The sequence below is a fragment of the Amycolatopsis sp. NPDC005232 genome (assembly GCF_040607795.1).
Taxonomy (GTDB): domain Bacteria; phylum Actinomycetota; class Actinomycetes; order Mycobacteriales; family Pseudonocardiaceae; genus Amycolatopsis.
Genome location: NZ_JBEXHL010000014.1, coordinates 70,125 through 88,575, shown reverse-complemented (window position 1 = coordinate 88,575; position 18,451 = coordinate 70,125). Strand labels below are relative to the sequence as shown.

At 71.2% G+C, this 18,451-nt stretch carries 16 protein-coding genes and 1 pseudogene; 6 read left to right on the top strand and 11 right to left on the bottom strand.

Annotated elements, in window-relative coordinates; translation table 11 throughout:
- Positions 1 to 12 precede the first annotated feature (12 nt).
- The 5 genes and pseudogenes from ABZU76_RS25935 to ABZU76_RS25915 all read right to left on the bottom strand — a co-directional run.
- A pseudogene (locus ABZU76_RS25935) lies at positions 13 to 540 on the bottom strand (ABC transporter ATP-binding protein); the annotation flags it as partial.
- Positions 541 to 593: 53 nt separating this feature from the next.
- Positions 594 to 3,953: a phosphodiester glycosidase family protein gene (locus tag ABZU76_RS25930; RefSeq protein ID WP_354873919.1), complete on the bottom strand. Its 3,360-nt coding sequence runs from the start codon at positions 3,951 to 3,953 to the stop codon at positions 594 to 596.
- A gap of 111 nt (positions 3,954 to 4,064) precedes the next feature.
- Positions 4,065 to 4,781: a maleylpyruvate isomerase family mycothiol-dependent enzyme gene (locus tag ABZU76_RS25925; protein WP_354873917.1), complete on the bottom strand. Its 717-nt coding sequence runs from the start codon at positions 4,779 to 4,781 to the stop codon at positions 4,065 to 4,067.
- 78 nt (positions 4,782 to 4,859) lie between these two features.
- Positions 4,860 to 5,270: a nucleoside-diphosphate kinase gene (gene ndk, locus ABZU76_RS25920; protein WP_220242889.1), complete on the bottom strand. Its 411-nt coding sequence runs from the start codon at positions 5,268 to 5,270 to the stop codon at positions 4,860 to 4,862.
- An 80-nt stretch (positions 5,271 to 5,350) separates the two neighbouring features.
- On the bottom strand, positions 5,351 to 6,907 hold the full coding sequence (locus ABZU76_RS25915) for an alkaline phosphatase D family protein (RefSeq protein WP_354873914.1): 1,557 nt from the start codon (positions 6,905 to 6,907) through the stop codon (positions 5,351 to 5,353).
- 106 nt (positions 6,908 to 7,013) lie between these two features.
- Between ABZU76_RS25915 and ABZU76_RS25910 the strand changes: the two genes are divergently transcribed.
- Positions 7,014 to 7,547 (top strand): barstar family protein, encoded by a 534-nt coding sequence (locus ABZU76_RS25910; protein ID WP_354873912.1) that lies wholly within the window; start codon positions 7,014 to 7,016, stop codon positions 7,545 to 7,547.
- A 26-nt stretch (positions 7,548 to 7,573) separates the two neighbouring features.
- The gene (locus tag ABZU76_RS25905) at positions 7,574 to 8,107 is read left to right on the top strand and encodes a barstar family protein (protein ID WP_354873910.1); all 534 of its coding nucleotides are present in this window, start codon (positions 7,574 to 7,576) and stop codon (positions 8,105 to 8,107) included.
- Between the two features lie 5 nt (positions 8,108 to 8,112).
- Here the strand turns inward: ABZU76_RS25905 and ABZU76_RS25900 are convergent, their stop codons facing one another.
- The 3 genes from ABZU76_RS25900 to ABZU76_RS25890 form a co-directional block, all read right to left on the bottom strand.
- The gene (locus ABZU76_RS25900; RefSeq protein WP_354873908.1) at positions 8,113 to 8,523 is read right to left on the bottom strand and encodes a DUF4233 domain-containing protein; all 411 of its coding nucleotides are present in this window, start codon (positions 8,521 to 8,523) and stop codon (positions 8,113 to 8,115) included.
- Complete coding sequence (locus ABZU76_RS25895) at positions 8,520 to 10,172, bottom strand: folylpolyglutamate synthase/dihydrofolate synthase family protein (protein ID WP_354874200.1); 1,653 nt, start codon at positions 10,170 to 10,172, stop codon at positions 8,520 to 8,522. Before ABZU76_RS25895 ends, ABZU76_RS25900 begins: the two co-directional genes overlap by 4 nt.
- A 158-nt stretch (positions 10,173 to 10,330) precedes the next feature.
- A complete protein-coding gene (locus tag ABZU76_RS25890) occupies positions 10,331 to 10,822 on the bottom strand; it encodes an NUDIX hydrolase (protein WP_354873906.1) in 492 nt (163 codons plus the stop codon).
- A 60-nt stretch (positions 10,823 to 10,882) separates the two neighbouring features.
- Here ABZU76_RS25890 and ABZU76_RS25885 point away from each other — a divergent pair, with 60 nt between their 5' ends.
- The gene (locus ABZU76_RS25885; RefSeq protein WP_354873904.1) at positions 10,883 to 11,500 is read left to right on the top strand and encodes a class I SAM-dependent methyltransferase; all 618 of its coding nucleotides are present in this window, start codon (positions 10,883 to 10,885) and stop codon (positions 11,498 to 11,500) included.
- 136 nt (positions 11,501 to 11,636) lie between these two features.
- The gene (locus tag ABZU76_RS25880; protein ID WP_354873902.1) at positions 11,637 to 12,521 is read left to right on the top strand and encodes an SGNH/GDSL hydrolase family protein; all 885 of its coding nucleotides are present in this window, start codon (positions 11,637 to 11,639) and stop codon (positions 12,519 to 12,521) included.
- Between the two features lie 219 nt (positions 12,522 to 12,740).
- On the opposite strand, the gene ABZU76_RS25875 is transcribed toward ABZU76_RS25880, so the two are convergent.
- Together ABZU76_RS25875 and ABZU76_RS25870 are read right to left on the bottom strand one after the other, a co-directional pair.
- Complete coding sequence (locus ABZU76_RS25875) at positions 12,741 to 13,550, bottom strand: alpha/beta hydrolase (protein ID WP_354873900.1); 810 nt, start codon at positions 13,548 to 13,550, stop codon at positions 12,741 to 12,743.
- Positions 13,551 to 13,561: 11 nt separating this feature from the next.
- Complete coding sequence (locus tag ABZU76_RS25870) at positions 13,562 to 14,347, bottom strand: alpha/beta hydrolase (protein ID WP_354873899.1); 786 nt, start codon at positions 14,345 to 14,347, stop codon at positions 13,562 to 13,564.
- A 109-nt stretch (positions 14,348 to 14,456) separates the two neighbouring features.
- Between ABZU76_RS25870 and ABZU76_RS25865 the strand changes: the two genes are divergently transcribed.
- Entirely contained in the window at positions 14,457 to 15,341 is an 885-nt protein-coding gene (locus ABZU76_RS25865; protein ID WP_354873897.1) for a LysR family transcriptional regulator, read from the top strand.
- A 55-nt stretch (positions 15,342 to 15,396) separates the two neighbouring features.
- Here ABZU76_RS25865 and ABZU76_RS25860 read toward each other — a convergent pair whose 3' ends face one another.
- On the bottom strand, positions 15,397 to 18,030 hold the full coding sequence (locus tag ABZU76_RS25860) for a valine--tRNA ligase (protein WP_354873895.1): 2,634 nt from the start codon (positions 18,028 to 18,030) through the stop codon (positions 15,397 to 15,399).
- A gap of 60 nt (positions 18,031 to 18,090) precedes the next feature.
- On the opposite strand from ABZU76_RS25860, the gene ABZU76_RS25855 reads away from it, so the two are divergent.
- Complete coding sequence (locus tag ABZU76_RS25855) at positions 18,091 to 18,426, top strand: hypothetical protein (RefSeq protein ID WP_354873893.1); 336 nt, start codon at positions 18,091 to 18,093, stop codon at positions 18,424 to 18,426.
- Positions 18,427 to 18,451 lie beyond the last annotated feature (25 nt).

Here is an 18,451-nt window from a genome sequence, read left to right as displayed (position 1 = left end):
CGTCAGCGCCGGGGCTTGCGGGTCGAGGCCCGTGGTGGGTTCGTCGAGCAGCAGCAGCTCCGGGTCGTTCACGAGCGACCGCGCGATCGTCAGCCGCCGCTTCATGCCGCCGGACAGCGAGTCGACGGGTTGCTCCGCCCGGTCGCTCAGCTGCGCGAACTCCATCAGCTCCTCGGCCTTGGCCCGCACGTGCGTCCGCGACAGGCCGAAATACCGGCCGTAGAGCTGCAGGTTCTGCCGCACGGTGAGCTCGACGTCGAGGTTGTCCTCCTGCGGCACCACGCCCAGGCGCGCGCGGATGCGCGGCCCGTCGACGTCCGGGTCCATGCCCAGCACGCGCAGGTCACCGTCGGTGCGCGGCGACACGCACGCGATCATCCGCATCGTCGACGACTTCCCGGCGCCGTTGGGCCCGAGGAAGCCGAACGCCTCCCCCGGCCGCACCTCGACGTCGATGCCGCGCACCGCTTCGAACTCACCGAACCGCTTCACCAGTGCCTTCGCCTGCACCAGTGCCGGTTCCGCCGTTGCCTCTGCCACCCCGTCGACATTAGGCGCGGGCACCGACAGTTTTCGACCGGTTTCCCGATCGGTCAGCGCACGGTGACCGTCAGATCCCTCGAAACGCCGTTCACCGTCACGGAGATCCGCGCGACACCCGGGTGCAACGCGGTCAGCACGCCGCTCGCCGTGTCGTAGGACACCGCGTCCCACGGTGCCGGACGCCCCGCGCCGACGTGCGCGAAGAAGCCGCTCCAGTCCGCGCTCACCGGGTACGCGACCGGCACGGCCCGGCCGGCCTGCGTGAGCGTCGCGGTCAACTGCGCCCTCGCGCCCCACCGCAGCGAAGCGGGACCGGACAGCGTCAGCGCGTCGACGTTCGGCCGCGTCTCGAAGCGCACCGGCTGGTCCTTCGCCGACGGGTCGACCCGCACCAGCGTCCAGCCGACGAACCCGCCGTCACCCGGCACGGCCGCGGGCGTCTTGCCCGAGTTGCCGTTGACCAGGTAGGGCACGCCGTCCGTGCGCGACAGGCTGAACACGCCGGCGTGCGACGCGATCGCGGCCGCCTGCTTGCCCGAGGACTGCTCGAAGCCGGTGAGCCACGTCTGCAGCAGGTCGGCTTCCTTGCGGTCGCCCAGCTGCGAGTTGCCCGTGGGGCTCGGGTCCTTCACCGGGTGGTGCATCGCGACGACGACGCCGCGGATCGACCGGTCGCGGGCGGCTCCGTCGAGCGCGTCGCGCAGCATTCGCACCTGGTCGAACCCGCCGGCGCGCAGCGAGCCGCGTGAGGAGTCCATGAGCACGAGCCGGATGCCGCGCACGTCCACGACCTGGTGGGTCACGCCGAACGCGGCCTCGAAGTTGGCGAGCCCGTTGCCGCCCTCGGCTTCGTGGTTGCCGGGCACGTAGTACCACGGCACCTTGCCGTCGAGCTCTTCCGTGATCACCTTGTGCGCCAGCACGAAGTCGGGCGCCGTGCCGCGGTCGACGAGGTCACCGTTGATCAGCACCAGGTCCGGCTTCGCGGCCACGGCCTCCCGCATCGCGCGGCGCGCCTGCGCCACCAGCGGGCCGTCGGGCGCGTCGGCGGTGAACTGCGCGTCGCTGAGCACCGCGATCCGCAGGCCGCCGGTGCCGAGCGTGCCGTCGGTGACCAGGGCGGGGTCGTGCTCGGCCGGATCGGCGGGCACGGACGTGGACGGCGCGACCTCGAAGCTGAGGTCGTCGAACACGAGGTGACCCTCGTACTGCTGGTCCGGCACGTTTTCCACGGCGTAGAAGCGCGTGAGGCGCTGGCCGTCCGGCAGCCCGGCCGGCACGGCGGCGGTGACGTACTTCCAGCCCGTCCAGTCGACGCTGAGCGAGAGGTCCACAATGGACGCCACGTTGGCCGCGTCGCGCAGTTCCGCACGCAGCCACGCGCCCTTGCCGTCGCCGTCGACCCACAGGCCGATCTTCTGCGTCCCGGCCGGCACGGGCAACGGCGTCGCGGCGGTCACGTATGCGGCGCGCGTGGCCGTGGTGCCGGTGAGGCGGTAGTCGAGCGCGAGGCCCTGGCCGCCGTCGCGTCCTTCGGCCGGGGACAACGCGGCTCCGACGACGGCGGGGTACACGCTGGCACTCCAGCCGGCGGAACCGTCCAAAGGAGACGCCACCTGCGGCTCGGTGCCCACCGAAGCGGCCAGGTGCTCGGTCAGCCCGCCCGCGTGCACCGTGATCGCCGAGGCGCCCGAAGCGGCCTTCGCCGTGACCTCGAACCCGTCGGCGGCGGGCTTCACGTCCACCACGGCGGGGTCGTAGTCGAGCTTCACGTCGCGCGGCTCGACCCAGGTGCCGTAGCCGTCGGCGTCGTAGCCGTAGACCTGGAACGTGCTGTGCGCGCCCGCGCCGGACAGCGCGACCTGTGCGGTGCTCGTGCCCAGCCGCACCGGTGTGCCGAGCACCGACACGGTCGTCTTGCCGGAAGCCTTGCCGTCGCGGACGACCACGGAGATGTCTGCGCGCGCTTCCGGGTGCTGCCGGTCGGCGTGGGCGGTGAGCACGTTGTCCGTCACGGTGGCGCGGCCCGGGTCCGACGTGTTCCACCGCGGGTGCGCCGCGACGGCCGCACCGGTCTCGTCGTGGCCGTCGGCGACGAGCACGCGCGACAGTCCGGAAAGGACTCGGGTGGCGTTCTTCGTGTTCTGCGCGGGAGCCGGCGCGAAGCCGGTCAGCCGGCCGCTACCGGGCGCGGTCTTGATGCCGATCCCGTTGGGCACCAGTCGTTCCGCGCCGTCCGACGGGGCGTTGCGCACGCTCGGCGCGGCCTCGCCCTCACCGCGCGCGAGCAGCGTGGAGGAGCCGCCGCCGTCGAGATTGATGGCATCGTCGGCACCCAGGGCCTTCAGGCGCCGGCCCAGCTCGGCCTCGGTCATGCCGCGACTGTCGCCCTGCCGGCCGTCGACCGTCATGAGCCACAGGTGCTTGCCGTCGGCGGAAAAGCCGACGCCGGTGCGCGGGGCGAGCGTGGTGTCGTCGACCGGCTGCAGCTGGCCGTCCTTCAGCAACGCTTCGTTGCCGCCGACGGCCACGGCGATCTTCCCGGCGTCCGAGCGCGGCGCGTACGAGACGCCGACGCGGTCGCCGACCTTCAGCGCGGAAAGCGTGTCCGCGCCTGCTTCCCGGCCCAGCAGCAGCGTGCTGCCCGCGGGAATCGGCCCTTCGGCCGGCTGTGTGCGCACCTGCGTGACCACACCGTCGCGCACCTCGACCTCGGCCACCCTCGCGGCGCCGGCCACCGAAGTCGCGCGCGCCGAAGCACCCCACAGCGGTGTATAGACGCCGAGCCCGTCCTTGCCCAGCACCGGGCTGTTGAAGTTCGTGGCCGGCACGCTGCGCCCGTCCGGCAGCTGCACCGACGCTTCGAGGAAGACGTCGGCCAGCTTCGCGCGGCCCTCGTCGGTGATCGTGGCGGTGGTGTTGTGCCCTGCGGCCGGCGCGGTCTGCAGCTGCCCGTCGGAAACGCCGACGCCCTCGGGCGCGCCGGTGGCGTTGATGTCGAAGAAGTCGCCGTTGACGCCGGCCACCGCGCCGGTGCGCGCCACCTGCTGCGACAGCGGCGTGCGCGCGGAAACCGTGCCAGGGCTCAGGTACGTGGGCTTGAGGACCTTGCTGGTGAGGTCGACGCTCAGGGTGTCACCGCGGATCCAGCCGGCCGGGTCGAAGCGGTCGAACTGCGTGAGCTGCAGGCCGGGCGCGATGGCCGAGGTGGCGCTGCTGGTCTCGAGGCCGTCGTCGGTCGTCGCCGCGGCCGTGACCGGCGCTTCGCGGGCCGAGGACGCCGCGGGCGCGCCTTCAACCGGCCGCGTGCCGAGTGGCGCGGCGAGCGGATCGCCGTACGCCGGCGCGGTAACGGCGGTGGCGAACAGTGCGCAAAGGGCGCAAAGCAGCACGGAGCGTGACTTCTTCACCAGGTACCCCAGTATCGAGTGAGTGACTTCGCCCAGCAAAGTGGAGCAGCTCGGCCGGCGGAAGGATTCAGGGTGAACGCCGCCTGAATGGCTCAGAACGGGCGGTTCCGGTCAGGGGGTCAGCGGCGCTTTCAGGAAGGCGCGCGCCAGCTCCTCGTCGCCCGTGACGCGCGGCGTGACCTCGCCGCGCTTCCACAGCAGCGTCAGCAGCTCCTGCGCGCTCGCCTCGACGGTGGCGGCGGCCTCGCCTTCGCCCACCGCGGGCGGCTCCCCCGGCACGACCGTCCACTCGTGCCCGGTGTCGGTGGCCCGCAGCGTGATCGGCTCGGGTAGCGGCGGCACGGCGTGCCAGCGGGTGACGCGCGACAGCAGCGCGGTGAGCACCTCGTCGACGCCGTCGGCGGCCACGACGGGGTCGAGGACCGGTGTGGTGCCCGCGCAGCCGTGGAGGTCGATCAGGTGCACGGCCGTCTCGTGCAGCTGGCGGCGGAACCAGAACGCCTTGGTTTTCGGGGTGCCGCCGAAGTGCCAGCACTTCTCGGCGGGTTCGGCCACCTCGAGGGCGGTGAGCAGCATCGCGGCGCTCTCGGCGTACCACGCGGCGAGGTCGCCGGGTTCGTCCGCGGCGGAAAGTTGCTGCGGCTCGCCGGTGCGCACGATCTCCGCCGCCCAGCGGTGGATGCCGCCGAGGTGGGTCACGAGGTCGGCGCGTGTCCAGCCGGCGCAGTCCGGCACCGGCGCGCTCGCTTCACCGGAGTTCGCGGCCTCGGCGAACTCGGCCGTGAGCGCGCGCAGGCTCGCCAGATAGTCCTCGGCGGACAGTGTCATGACACCTCGAAAGTGTTGGCGGAAACGGGAAAAGCCGGGGCGGAGCCACTCGGCTCCACCCCGGCTTTCAAGCCCGGCTCACAGGTCCGGGAACCACAGCTTCAGCTCACGCTCGGCCGACTCCGGGGAGTCGGAGCCGTGCACCAGGTTGAACTGGGTTTCCAGCGCGAAGTCGCCGCGCAGGGTGCCCGGCGTGGCCTTCTCGACCGGGTCGGTGCCACCGGCCAGCTGGCGGAACGCGGCAATCGCGCGCGGCCCCTCCACGGCGATCGCGACGAGCGGACCCGACGTGATGAACTCCAGCAGGTCGCCGAAGAACGAACGTTCCTTGTGCTCGGCGTAGTGCTCCTCGGCCAGCGAGCGCTCGACGGTGCGCAGCTCCAGGGCGGCCAGCTTCAGGCCCTTGCGCTCGATGCGCGAGACGACCTCGCCGACGAGGCCGCGCGCGACGCCATCGGGCTTGACGAGGACCAGCGTGCGTTCAGTCACGACGGTGTTTCTCCTTGTGCGGATTCGTGTTATCGGGCGCGAGCCTAGCCGACCCGCGCGTGCGGCCGGTTTCGGCCGGGTCAGCGGCCCTGCGGGTGCAGGGTCTTGGACCACAGGGACTTGCCTCCCGCGTCGCGCAGGTCGACGCGCAGGTCGCCACTGCCGCCGTCGACGTTCAGCTCGCCGAAGTGCTGGAACCCTTGCGTGGGCGAGGAGTTCTGCGTCGTCGGCGCGTGGACGAACACCGCTTCCGGGCCGAACGTAGGGTCGAGGGCGCTCGGCCCGAACGCGCCGGCGTTGAGCGGCCCGGACACGAACTCCCAGAACGGGTCGAAGTCCTTGAAGGCCGCGCGGTCGGGCGAGTAGTGGTGCGCGGCGGAGTAGTGGACGTCGGCGGTCAGCCACACGACGTTGCGCACGCGCCGGCGCGAGATCTCGCGCAGCACCCAGGCCAGCTCCGTCTCACGACCGCCGGGCGCGCCCGGCCGGTTGTTGGCGACGGCCTCGATGGCCGTGCCGTCCGGGACCACGAGACCGATCGGCATGTCCGCCTGCACGATCTTCCACGTCGCGGTGCTTCGGTCCAGCGCGTCGGCGAGCCAGCGGGCCTGCTTGTCGCCGAGGATGTAGCCCGGCTTGGTCTGGTCCGCGGTGTTGGCGTTGCGGTAGGTGCGCATGTCGAGCACGAACACCTCGACGTGGCTGCCGTAGCGGAAGCTGCGGTACACCCGCCCGTCGACGGCCCGGCGACTGTCGATGGGGTGCCACTCGTGGAAGGCCTGGTACGCGCGCGGGGCCAGCACGTCGAGACGCTTCTCGGTGTATTCGGGGCGGTCGTTGAGGACTTCGCCGGGGTACCAGTTGTTGAGCACCTCGTGGTCGTCCCATTGGACGTAGCTGGGGACCTGCGCGGCGAAGCGCAGGAAGTTTTTGTCGAGGCGGTTGTAGGCGTGCTGGCCGCGGTACTCGTCGAGGGTCTCGGCAACCTTCGCCTTCTCCGGCGTGACGATGTTGTGCCAGGTGCCGCCGTCGCCGGGCAGTGTGACGGTCTCGGTGAGCGGCCCGTCGGCGTAGACCGTGTCGCCGCTGTGCAGGAACAGGTCGGGGCGGCGGTCGGCCATAGCGGAGAAGATGGTCATGCCGCCGAACGCGGGGTTGATGCCGTAGTTCTGGCCCGCGACGTCGCCGCTCCACAGGATGCGCGTGTCGTGGCGGCCGACGGGCGCGGTGGAGAACCGGCCGGTGACGGGCTCGCTGGAGGTGCGGCCATCGAGGTCCACGGCGGTGACGCGGTAGTGGTACTCGGTCCCGGGCTGCAGCCCCGCGACGCGCACCTTGCCGGTGCCGCCGGTGTCGGGCGTCGTGATGTCTCCGGTGACTCTGCGCGCGTGGCGGAAGGATTCGTCGCGCGCGATCTCGGCGATCAGCCGCGCCGGCCGGTCGGCCCGCGACCAGATGATGCCGGAACCGGTGGTGACGTCGCCGGACGCGACGCCGTGTGTGAGCACCGGGCGCGCGCGGCGCACCAGCGGCGCGGCGGACACGCTCTCGGGCAGGAGCAACGCCCCGCCGGCAACGGCCGACGCGGCGAAACCAGCCTTGAACAGGGTGCGGCGGGAGTGGGTCGATTCGGTCATGCCGGACGTTCTATCCGGTTCCGACGGCTCTCCGGACAACTCCCGGCGACGCGGTGGTGAACTGGGTCAGCGCTGTGGCGTGCCCGGCGGGATAGGGTCGGCGCGGATGGCTGCCTTCGATCCGAGCGATGAGCTCTCCGCGGAGCTGGATTTCAGGCTGCTCCGGAACACGTGCGTCACGCTGTTCTGGGATCCCGCGATCTTGGCGACCACGATCGCGTGGCTCGGTGAGCACGGCTACCGGACTGTCGAGATCGACGCGGCCCGATGGACGCGGGAAGCGGATCTCCACCGGGATATCGCCGCGGCGCTGGATTTCCCCGACCACTACGGCAAGAACCTCGACGCTCTCAACGACTGCCTGCGTGACGTCGCCGCGGGTGACTACGGCGCCGATCTCGGGGCCACCGGGTTCGTGCTCGTCTTGCGCCACTATGACAAGTTCGCCGCCGCGCAGGCCCGCGCCGCCCATGCCTTGCTGGACATCTTCGCGGATCAAGCCCGTGGCGCCCTGCTGATCGGGCACCGGATGATGTGCCTGGTCCAGTCCGATGATCCGCGCCTGACGTTCCCCGCGGTCGGAGCGACGCCGGTCCTGTGGAACGACGCGGAGTGGCTGAACTCCCAACGCGGGCTTTAGCCGTCCGGCCGAATAGGCTCCACGGGATGGCTGCCTTCGATCCGAGCGCGAAGCTCTCCACCGAGCCGGACTTCCTGCTCCTGCAAGACTCGGGTGTCACGCTGTTCTGGAGCACCGCGGTCTTGGCCACCACGACCACGTGGCTCACCGACCACGGCTACCGGATCGTCGAGATCGACACCGCCGGGTGGACGCGGGAGGCGGACCTCCACCGGGACGTCGCCAGTGCACTGGACTTCCCGGAGTACTACGACGACAACCTCGACGGCCTCGACGACTGGATGGGCGACATCGCCTCGGGTGACCACGCCCCTGATCTCGCTGCGGGCGGGTTCGTGCTCGTGCTGCGGCACTACGACAAGTTCGCCGCCGTGCAACGCCACCTAGCCCACGCGGTGCTGGACATTTTCGCCAGGCAAGCGCGCAGCGCCCTGCTGTTCGGGCACCGGATGATGTGTCTGGTGCAGTCCGATGACCCGGGGCTGAGCTTTCCCGCCGTCGGAGCGCGGCCGGTCGAGTGGAACGACGCGGAGGAGCCGGACTCCCTACGCGGGGTGTAGCTGCCTCAGCGCTGCTGCTGCTGCGAAGAAGACTGCTGCTGACTCGGCAACGTCCCCGCCGCCATCCGGCGCGCGACTTCGCGGCGCAGGTACAAGAACCACACGAACGCGGCCAAGAACAGCACCCCGATGATCGCGATCGCCGGCAACACGAACGCCATCGCGATCAACGCGACTTGCAGCACCAGCACCACAGGCACCGCCCAGACGTGCTTGAGCAGGCCACACAACACGAGCAGCGCCACGGCGATACCGATGACCGTCCAGCCCGTCGCCGAGGTGATGCCGCCGCCGAGTTTGTTGACGACGGGCAGGGCGAGGGCGACCGTGATGGCTTCCATGATCAGCGTGCCCGAGAGGACGCCGCGGAAGCCCTTCATCGGGTCCTTGGGAGGAGGCGGGGGCGTCTCGCTCATACCGGTTCCTTCCCGAACAGGGTGCGGGCCTCGCCCGCGGTGACGACGGAGCCGGTGACCAGCACGCCGCCGCCGGCGAGGGGTTCCTCCGGGTCGTCGGACTGCTCGACGAGGCCGATGGCCGTCTCGACGGCCGTTTCCAGGTCGGGCTCGGCGAGCACGCGGTCCTCGCCGAAGATGGAGATGGCGACCTCGTTGAGGTCTTCGAGTTCCATCGACCGCGGGGCCGAGTTGCGCGTGACCACGATGTCCGAGACCACGGGCTCGAGCGCGTCGAGGATGCCGCGCGCGTCCTTGTCCGCCATCACCGCCACGACCGCGACCAGGCGGCGGAACGCGAACTCGTCGGTGACGGTGGTGGCCAGCGCCTGGGCACCCATGGGGTTGTGGGCCGCGTCGAGCAGCACGGTCGGGGCGGCGCGCACACGCTCCAGCCGGCCCGGGTTCTCGACCTCGGCGAAGGCCTCGCGCACGGCTTCGAGCACGAGCTGACGCTCCTTGCCCGCACCGAAGAACGCCTCGACGGACGCGAGCGCGAGCGCGGCGTTGGCCGCCTGGTGGGCGCCGTGCAGGGGCAGGAAGATGTCGTCGTACACGCCGCCGAGGCCCTGCAGCTTCAGCATCTGCCCGCCCACGGCGACCTCGCGCTCCAGCACGCCGAACTCGCTGCCCGCGCGCGCCACCGCGGCGTCGACGTCGACTGCGCGCTTGAGCAGCACGTTGAGCACGTCGGGGTCCTGGTCGGCGATCACGGCGACGGAGCCGGGCTTGATGATTCCGGCCTTCTCGCGCGCCGCGTCGACGGCCGTCGGGCCGAGGTACTCGGTGTGGTCGAGGCCGATGGGGGTGATCACGGCGACGTCGGCGTCGGCGACGTTCGTGGCGTCCCACGCCCCGCCCATGCCCGCCTCGATCACGGCGGCCTCCACGGGCGCGTCGGAGAACGCGGCGAACGCCATGCCGGTGAGCACCTCGAACTTGCTCATCGCCACGCCGTCGTCGCTCGCGGCGTCGACCATGTTCACGTACGGCGCGACGTCGCGGAACAGGTCCACGTAGCGCGCGGCCGAGATCGGGTGCCCGTCGAGCGCGATGCGCTCCGTGACGAGCTGCAGGTGCGGGCTCGTGTACCGCCCGACGCGCAGCCCCATGCGGGTGAGCAGCGCGTCGATCATGCGGCTGACCGAGCCCTTGCCGTTGGTCCCGGCGACGTGCAGCACGGGGTAGCCGTGGTTCGGCTCGCCCAGCAACGTGACCAGCGCCTGGATCCGCGCGAGGCTCGGCTCGATCTTCGTCTCGGGCCAGCGCTGGTTCAGCTCCGCCTCGACGGCCATGAGCTCACGGCGGGCCTGGGGACCGTTGGGGTTCTGGGCCGGTTCGTCGACACCCTGGTCGTCGAGCTCGTGCAGCTCCGCGTCTTCGGCACCGAGGAGGTCCGGCACCGGCCCGGTCGCCAGGTTGTCGCCCAGCTGCCCGATGCCGCCGATCCCGCCGCGCGACCCACCGCCGACGGTGTACGCGGCGTCCGGCGCGTCCAGGTCGGGGTCGGTGTCGTCGGACTCGTCGTGCGCCCGCGCCCCCAGCTCGTCGACCCCGGCGAAACTGTCCGGGTCCGCGAGATCGGGCCGACCCTGGCCGGCCTCGTCGATCTCCTCGAACGGCCCCTGGCCGTCCGCCTCACCACGCGGCACGCAAACGCTCCCTCGACGACGGGCTTCACCTGACCAGACGAGTCTACGTGCGGTGAGTTGCCGAGCGTCGGGCCCGTGTCGGTAGTGGTGACCTGCGGGTTCGGCCGTCGGCGGGGTCAGCTCACGACGGGCTGCCCGCCCTCGCAGAACACGACCGTCGCACCGGCTCGCGCGGCGGCCAGCGCCACCCGCAGCCGACGCCCCAGCCCCGGATTCACCCGCGCGGCGGCTTCGTCGATCGGGAGCAGGTGGACGGACCGGATCTCGGGGTCGGTGAGGCGCAGGTGCCGGACCTCGTCCTCGGTGAGGAAACCGCCGTCGAAGACGAAGGCGAGGGCCTCGGGCATCGGTCCGTTTTCGGGGACGTGGTCGATCACGAGCAGCGGCCCGAGTGGGCGGTCGAGGCCGAGCTCTTCCGCCTGTTCACGGCGCGCGGTGCGCCACGGCGTCTCGCCGGCCTCGCACGCGCCGCCCGGGATCTCCCAGTGGTCCTTGTAGGACGGCTCGACGACGAGCACCCGATCGGCGTCGTCGCGGATCAGCGTGCCGGCGGCGATCTGTTTGCGGTTGAGGGAGCGCGCGTACTCGTCGAACGGCAACAGCTCCACAGCGGCGAGCGTACCGGCGTTCAGCACCCCGGCGCGCGGTGTTGCTGGTTAGGTCGGGACATGCCGTTCAACCACAACCACCGCTACCACCCCCTGCTGCTGAGCCTCGTGCCGCCAGAGGCGAAACGGGCGTTGGACGTCGGGTGCGGACAGGGGCGGTTCGCGCGGCGGCTGGCGGCGCGAGGGCTCGACGTGGACGCCGTGGACATGTCCGAGGAGATGGTGCGGATCGCCGCCGCGCTGGGGTCGCCGGGGCCCGGACGGGTCAACGCGAGGAAAGGCGACATCGCGACCGACGACCTCGAACAGGACGCCTACGGCTTCATCTCCTGCATCGCCTCCCTCCACCACATGCCGTTCGACACCGTCACGAAGCTCCGCGACGCCCTGCGGCCCGGCGGAGTCCTCGCGGTCCTCGGACTCGCCCGCCCGAGCACTCCCGCCGACTACGCCGTCGAGCTCGCCTTCGCGCCGGTAAACGTGGCCGCGCGGCTGGTCGTCGCGGCGGGAGAATGGCTGAACGGCGGCCCGGACCCGACGCCGAACGCACCTGTGGAAATGACGTTCCCGACTATGAACCAGCTCAGGCACCAAGCCCGGCAACGCCTGCCCGGCAGCACGATCCGGCGGCTCCCGTTCTGGCGGCACCTCCTGACCTACCGGAAACCGTTGGCCTGACCCGATTCTCGCCACGTCACACCACTGGCGGGTGAATCCGCGGGGCGTCCACCCGAACGGCGGCAGGCAACCCGCGAAGAGCTGGCTAAACGTGAGGAGAGTCCGTGAATTCGGTTCGGAGAAACGGGGCCTTCGCATGCGTACCACCCGGCTCGTGTTCGCCGCGCTGGCGGCCGCAACAGCCGTCACGACAGTCACCGCCACCGCTGACGCCGCGCCTCGGCAGGAGCATTTCCGGCATTACGTCGCGCTGGGCGACTCGTACACCGCCGGGCCGCTGATCCCCACACAGCGGCTGGATCCGCTGGGGTGCGCGAGAAGTTCGTCGAACTACCCGGCGATCCTGGCGTCCGCGCTGCGTGTGGGCACCTACACCGACGTCAGCTGTTCGGGCGCGGACACGTCGAACATGACGGCCGCCCAGAGCGTGCCGCTGGGCGTGAACGCGCCGCAGTTTTCCGCGCTGCGCCTGGACACCGACCTCGTGACGCTCGGCATCGGCGGCAACGACTCCGGCGTCTTCGGCACGCTGATCGGCACGTGCCCGGCGCTGCGTTCGACCGACCCGAGCGGCAACCCGTGCGAGCGCCACTTCACGGCCGGCGGCGTGGATTCCATCAAGGCCGCGTTGAAGAACACGCAGCAGAGCATCCAGACGGTGCTGGCCGGCATCCACGCGCGGTCGCCGCACGCGAAGGTGCTCGCGATCGGGTACCCGCGGATCGCGCCCGCGTCGGGCTACTGCCCGAGCGTGCTGCCCTTCGCCGACGGTGACTACGCCTGGCTGTCCAGTGTGGAGGAAGCCCTCGACGCCGCGATCGAGAACGCCGTCGAAGCCGACGGCCACGCGTCCTACGTGGACACGTTCGCGCCGTCGGCCGGCCACGACGCCTGCGCACCCGATGGCGCGGCGTGGATCAACGGCCAGGACACCCTGCTGTTCACCGCCGCCGCCTACCACCCGCTGCCCGAAGGCATGGCGGGCCTCGCCGGGATCATCCACCGGCAGCTCGCCGGCTGACTCCCTGACCGCGAACGAGCGGGGGCGGCGGTCACCCGCCGGCCCCGTCGCTCGTGGACACCCCTCCCTCGGCATCGCAGAGTCTCGCAGCCGTCACACCGGAGTGTCAACTCAGGTTATTCACTTGCCGAATGACACCAACTGAGATGAAAATCGGCAGGCGAGACTCGCGCCGCCGACGACCGGCGCAGCCAGGACCGGGCCGGCACCCACCCCCAGTCAAGTGCCGGCCCGGCCCGCCTCGGCCTGGACCTCCTCGGCTTGACGCACGAAGTCCAGGAGCACCTTCGCGAACTCCTCCGGCAGCTCACCCGGCGCACCGTGCCCGGCCGGCAGCTCGACGTGGTTCGCGTGCGGGATCGCCGCCAGCAGTTCCTGCTGCTGCGCCGACTCGATCAACCGGTCGTACGCGCTGGAGAGCACCAACGTCGGCGCCGTGATCGAGCCCAGCACCGGCCGGAGGTCGACCCCGCGGTCGGCCTCGATCTGCCGCGCCGTCCCGGACTGGATCACCAGCTGCGCCACCAGTTCGTCGTTGGCGTCGGCCGTGGTCGTGGCCCAGTAGCCGGGCCCGAACGCCATCAGTGGCAGCATCCGCGCGAACACCTCGGCGCCGTGGTCGAGCAGCTCGAGCCAGTAGCGGAACTCGGCGTCCTGCCGCGTGTCGGTCTTCGGCCACGCGGCGTGGAGCACGGCGGAACGCACGCGCGCCGGGTGCGTGCCCGCCAGGTGCGCCGCCACCACCGCGCCGAGCGAATGACCGGCGACGTGGAACGTGGTGAGGCCGGCGTCGTCCGCCGCGGCCAGCGCTTCGGCCGCGAGATCGGCGATCGAAACCGGGCCACCGTGGTCGACGGTGCCGCCGGAGCCGGAGAAATCGGGCGTGACGACCGTGAACGACTCCCGCGCGAGCGCGACCACCGGCGCCCACTGTTCGTGCGACGCCGCCGTGCCGTGCAGCAGCAGGAGCCCGGGACCGGAGCCGGTCACGGCGTAGTGGACCTCGGCGGTTCCGCCGGTCAGGGTCACGGGAACCACGGTCACACCACCACGCGCAGGCTCGCGAGCACGTCGCGCAGCACCGCGGTGAACGCGAAGGGGTCCTCCTGGTGGGGCAGGTGCCCGCAGCCTGCGACCACGTGCACGCTCGCGCCGGGTGTGAGCGCGGCGCAGGTGCGCGCCACTTCCAGCGGGATCTGGAGGTCGAGCTCGCCGTGGACGTACGCGATCGGCACGCTCAACTCCGGCAGCCGCGGGCGCGGGTCCCACGTCGCCGACTCGCCGATGAGCGGGTCGATGTAGCCGGCGGAGTCGACGATCTGGCGGATCGTCCAGTCGACCAACGCCGCGCTCGCTCCGGGCGCGCACCAGTTCGGCACCCAGCTCGCGACGAGGCCGGGCCGGTCGGCCAGCAGCGCCGCGGTGACCTCGTGGACCTTGTCGCGCATGCCCTCCGACGGCCAGTACCCCGGGCCGTCCACCGCGACGACACCGCCGACGAGGTCCGGCCGCGCCAGCGCGAGCTCGGTGCCGAACACCGCGCCCATCGACGAACCCACCACGGCGGGTTTTTCCAGCCCGAGCCCGGTGATCACCTCGACGAGGTCGGCCACGTTGCCGGCGATCGTGTTGCCGGCCGCCGGCCGGTCGGAGCGCCCGCACCCGCGCCAGTCGAGCGTGACCACGCGGTGGTCGCGGATCAGGTCGGGCAGCTGGGACTGCCACACGCGGCCGCTCGTGCCCCAGCCGTGCAGCAGGAGCACGCCCGGACCGGCGCCCTCGTCCTCGTAGTAGAGCCGCGTGCCCCGGACCTCGACGAATGCCATCGGATCTTCCTCTCTTCCGTTCGCCTTCGAGCCAACCGCGACGGCGCGCGGCGACCAACGGCCAGTCCGCTCGTAGACTCATCACGAACGCTGATGAATGGGGCCGGGGATGGAGCTGCGTCAGCTGAGGTACTTCGTGGTCGTGGCCGAGGAGCTGCACTTCGGGCGCGCGGCCGAGCGCCTCCACATCGTGCAGCCGGCGGTGAGCCAGCAGGTGCGAAGGCTGGAGCGTTCACTCGGCACGGAGCTGTTCGAGCGGACCACTCGCACCGTCTCGTTGACCGAGGCGGGCGAGCGGTTCCTGCCGCACGCGCGGGCCGTGCTCGCCGCCGCCGAGCGCGCGGCCGACGCCGTGGCCGATTTCCGCGCCGAACGCGCCCGCCTCGTGCGGCTGGGCACCAGCGACGGCCTCGGCGACCGCCTCGACGGCTTCCTCGCCGCGTTCACGCGCCTCGCCCCGGACGCCCAGCTGGAGCTCGTGCACGCCCCCACCCCGGCCCGCCTCCGGCAAGTCCGCGACGGCGCCCTCGACGCCGCCTTCCTCCGCGGCGACTGGCCCGCCGACGGCCTCGACCTGACTCCCTTGTGGACGGACGAGGTACTCGTCGCGCTCCCCGCCACGCACGCACTGGCTTCACGCGACACCGTCGACTTCGCCGACCTCGCACCGTTGCCCCTGCGTCTGAGCTCCCCTGAACGCAACCGGCCCCTGCACGACCTGGTGCTCGCGTCCTGCCGCGAGGCCGGCTTCGAACCGGTGCTGGGCAAGGAGTTCACGAACGCCCAGGACACCCTCGGCACGCTCGGCCTTGGCCGTCCCCAGTGGACGGTCTTCTACCGCGCCCACGCCAACCTGCTGCCCGTACCGGGCGTCGCCTTCCGCCCTCTGCGCAACCCGACCCCGGTGATGCCCACCTACCTCGCCACTTCAGCCGACCGCCGGCTGCGGCCGGAAGTGCTGGCGCTCATCGAGGCGGGCCGCGAACTCGGCTGAAACGCAAAGTGGCGCCCGGTGCGAGAAGCACCGGACGCCACCGTCAAGCCGAACCTCACGAAGCCGGCAACGCCGCCAACCGCGACTCGATGCGCTCGATGTCCGCCGCGGCCGTGGCCCGGCGGGTCTTGATCTTCTCGATGACCTGCTCGGGCGCCTTGGCGATGAACGACTCGTTGCCCAGCTTGCCCTCGGTCTGCGCGAGCTCCTTCTGCGCCACGCCCAGGTCCTTCTGCAGACGCTTGCGCTCCGCAGCGACGTCGATGGTGCCGGACAAGTCGAGCTCCACCACGGCCACGCCGCCGGCGAGGGCGACCTCCAGGGACGCGCTCGCCGAGAACTCCGAGGAAACCGGCGTCAGGCGCACCAGCGAGCGGATCGCGTCGTCGTGGCCGGAGACGGCGTCGAAGCCCGCGCCGGACAGCCGGGTGGCGACCTTCTGGCCCGGCTTGAGGCCCTGGTCGGCGCGGAAACGGCGGATCTCGGTGACGAGCTTCTGCACGTCGGCGATCCGGGCGTCCGCCACCGCGTCGGCGTAGCCCTCCGGCGCGGTGGGCCAGGAGGCGATCACCAGCGACTCACCGCCGGTCAGCGCGGTCCACAGCTTCTCGGTGATGAACGGGATGAACGGGTGCAGCAGGCGCAGCACGGTGTCCAGCACGTGCCCGAGCACCGAGCGCGTCGCCGAAACGCGCGCGTCATCGCCTTGGTACAGCTGGACCTTCGCGAGCTCCAGGTACCAGTCGCACAGCTCGTTCCACGTGAACTGGTACAGCGCGCCCGCGACTTTGGCGAACTGGAAGTCCGCGAACAGGCCGTCCACTTCGGACACCAGCGCGCCGAGGCGGCCGACGATCCAGCGGTCGGCCTCGGTCAGGTCCGCCGCGGCGGGCAACGGAGCCGAGACCGAAGCCCCGTTCATCATCGCGAACTTGCTGGCGTTCCACAGCTTCGTGCAGAAGTTGCGCGAGCCCGCGGCCCACTCGTCGGCCAGCGCCATGTCCGCGCCCGGGTTCGCGCCGCGCGCGAGGGTGAAGCGGGTGGCGTCGGCCCCGTAGGCGTCCATCCACTCGAGCGGGTCGATCACGTTCCCACGCGACTTCGACATCTTCTTGCCCTGCGCATCGCGAATGAGCCCGTGCAGGTAGACGTGGTCGAACGGCTGCACGCCGTCCATCTCCTGCACGCCGAACATCATCATCCGCACGACCCAGAAGAACAGGATGTCGTAACCGGTCGACAGCACGCTGGTCGGATAAAACTTCGCCAAATCATCAGTCTTCGCCGGCCAGCCCATGGTCGACATCGGCCACAGGCCCGACGAGAACCACGTGTCCAGCACGTCCGGGTCCTGCGTCCAGCCCTCGCCCGACGGCGGCTGCTCGTCCGGGCCCACGCACACGACCTGGTCGTCGGGGCCGTACCAGACCGGGATCCGGTGGCCCCACCACAGCTGGCGCGAGATCGTCCAGTCGTGCATGTTGTCGACCCAGTCGAAGTAGCGCTTCTCCAGCTCCGCCGGGTGGATCTTCGTGCGGCCGTCGCGCACCGCGTCACCCGCGGCGCGCGCCAACTCCTCGACCTTCACCCACCACTGCAGCGAAAGGCGCGGCTCCACCACGGTGTCGCAGCGCGAGCAGTGGCCGACGGCGTGCACGTACGGCCGCTTCTCCGCCACGATCCGGCCCTGCTCCCGCAGCGCCGCCACGATCGCGGGCCGCGCCTCGAACCGGTCGAGCCCCTCGAACGGGCCCCGCGCGGTGATCTCGGCGCACTCGTTCATGATCGTGAGCATCGGCAGGTCGTGCCGGCGGCCGATCTCGAAGTCGTTCGGGTCGTGCGCCGGGGTCACCTTCACGGCACCGGTCCCGAACTCCGGGTCCACGTGCTTGTCGGCGATGATCGGGATCTTGCGGCCGGTCAGCGGCAGCTCGACCTCGGTGCCCACCAGGTGCGCGTAGCGCTCGTCGTCCGGGTGCACGGCCACGGCGGTGTCGCCCAGCATCGTCTCGGCGCGGGTCGTGGCCACCACGATGGCGTTGTCGCCTTCGCCGTAGCGGATCGACACGAGCTCGCCGTCGTCGTCGCTGTGGTCCACCTCGATGTCCGACAGCGCCGTCTGGCACCGCGGGCACCAGTTGATGATGCGCTCGGCGCGGTAGATGAGCCCGGCGTCGAAGAAGTTCTTGAACACCGTCTGCACGGCCTGCGACAGGTTCTCGTCCATGGTGAAGCGCTCGCGCGACCAGTCGACACCGTCGCCGAGGCGCTTCATCTGGCCGAGGATCTTGCCGCCGTACTCGGCCTTCCACTCCCAGACGCGCTCAACGAACTTCTCGCGGCCCAGGTCGTGGCGCGAAAGGCCCTCGCCGGCGAGCTGGCGCTCGACCACGTTCTGCGTCGCGATGCCCGCGTGATCCATGCCCGGCAGCCACAGCACCTCGTAGCCCTGCATGCGACGACGGCGGCTCATCGCGTCCATCAGGGTGTGGTTGAGCGCGTGGCCCATGTGCAGGCTGCCGGTGACGTTCGGCGGCGGCAGTACGATCGAGAACGGCGGCTTCTCCGACGAAGCGTCGGCCGTGAAGTACCCGGCCGCTACCCAGCGGTCGTACATGGGTGCTTCTTCGGCGGCCGGGTCCCAGGCACCCGGAAGGTCGGTTTTCTGCTGCGGAGCGTTCTCGGTCACAATGGACAAGTCTACGAACCCGCTCCGGCGGGGTTGCTCAGGGGGAAAGGCGGTGCACGGATGACGCGACCGGAAGATCCGGACGACCGGATGGAGACGCACCCGGACCTCGTCGATCCGAACTGGCGCAAGCACGCCGAGGTCGACGCTTGGCTAGGTGCCAAGAAGGAGATGAAGAAGCGCCGCAAGCGCGAACGCCGCTCCGGTGTGACCGCGAGCTACGGCTACGGCGCGCGCACTCCCAGCCGCTGGCCAGGTGTCCTCGCGATCGGCGGCCTCGTCCTGCTCCTGGCGGCCGCCGTGATCGTCCACCAGCTCCAGGGCCACGGCGTCAACGAGTTCTGGTTCGCGGTGAGCCTCGGTACCTCCGCGTTCACGGGCACACCACCGGCCTGACCGGGCGGGCCCCGAGGCCGCACCC

Bases quoted from the DNA above. Each gene is read 5' to 3' on its own strand.
- ABZU76_RS25925 (WP_354873917.1), bottom strand. From the start codon at position 4,781: ATGACACTGTCCGCCGAGGACTATCTGGCGAGCCTGCGCGCGCTCACG.
- ABZU76_RS25915 (WP_354873914.1), bottom strand. From the start codon at position 6,907: ATGACCGAATCGACCCACTCCCGCCGCACCCTGTTCAAGGCTGGTTTC.
- ABZU76_RS25910 (WP_354873912.1), top strand. From the start codon at position 7,014: ATGGCTGCCTTCGATCCGAGCGATGAGCTCTCCGCGGAGCTGGATTTC.
- ABZU76_RS25905 (WP_354873910.1), top strand. From the start codon at position 7,574: ATGGCTGCCTTCGATCCGAGCGCGAAGCTCTCCACCGAGCCGGACTTC.
- ABZU76_RS25900 (WP_354873908.1), bottom strand. From the start codon at position 8,523: ATGAGCGAGACGCCCCCGCCTCCTCCCAAGGACCCGATGAAGGGCTTC.
- ABZU76_RS25885 (WP_354873904.1), top strand. From the start codon at position 10,883: ATGCCGTTCAACCACAACCACCGCTACCACCCCCTGCTGCTGAGCCTC.
- ABZU76_RS25880 (WP_354873902.1), top strand. From the start codon at position 11,637: ATGCGTACCACCCGGCTCGTGTTCGCCGCGCTGGCGGCCGCAACAGCC.
- ABZU76_RS25870 (WP_354873899.1), bottom strand. From the start codon at position 14,347: ATGGCATTCGTCGAGGTCCGGGGCACGCGGCTCTACTACGAGGACGAG.
- ABZU76_RS25865 (WP_354873897.1), top strand. From the start codon at position 14,457: ATGGAGCTGCGTCAGCTGAGGTACTTCGTGGTCGTGGCCGAGGAGCTG.
- ABZU76_RS25855 (WP_354873893.1), top strand. From the start codon at position 18,091: ATGACGCGACCGGAAGATCCGGACGACCGGATGGAGACGCACCCGGAC.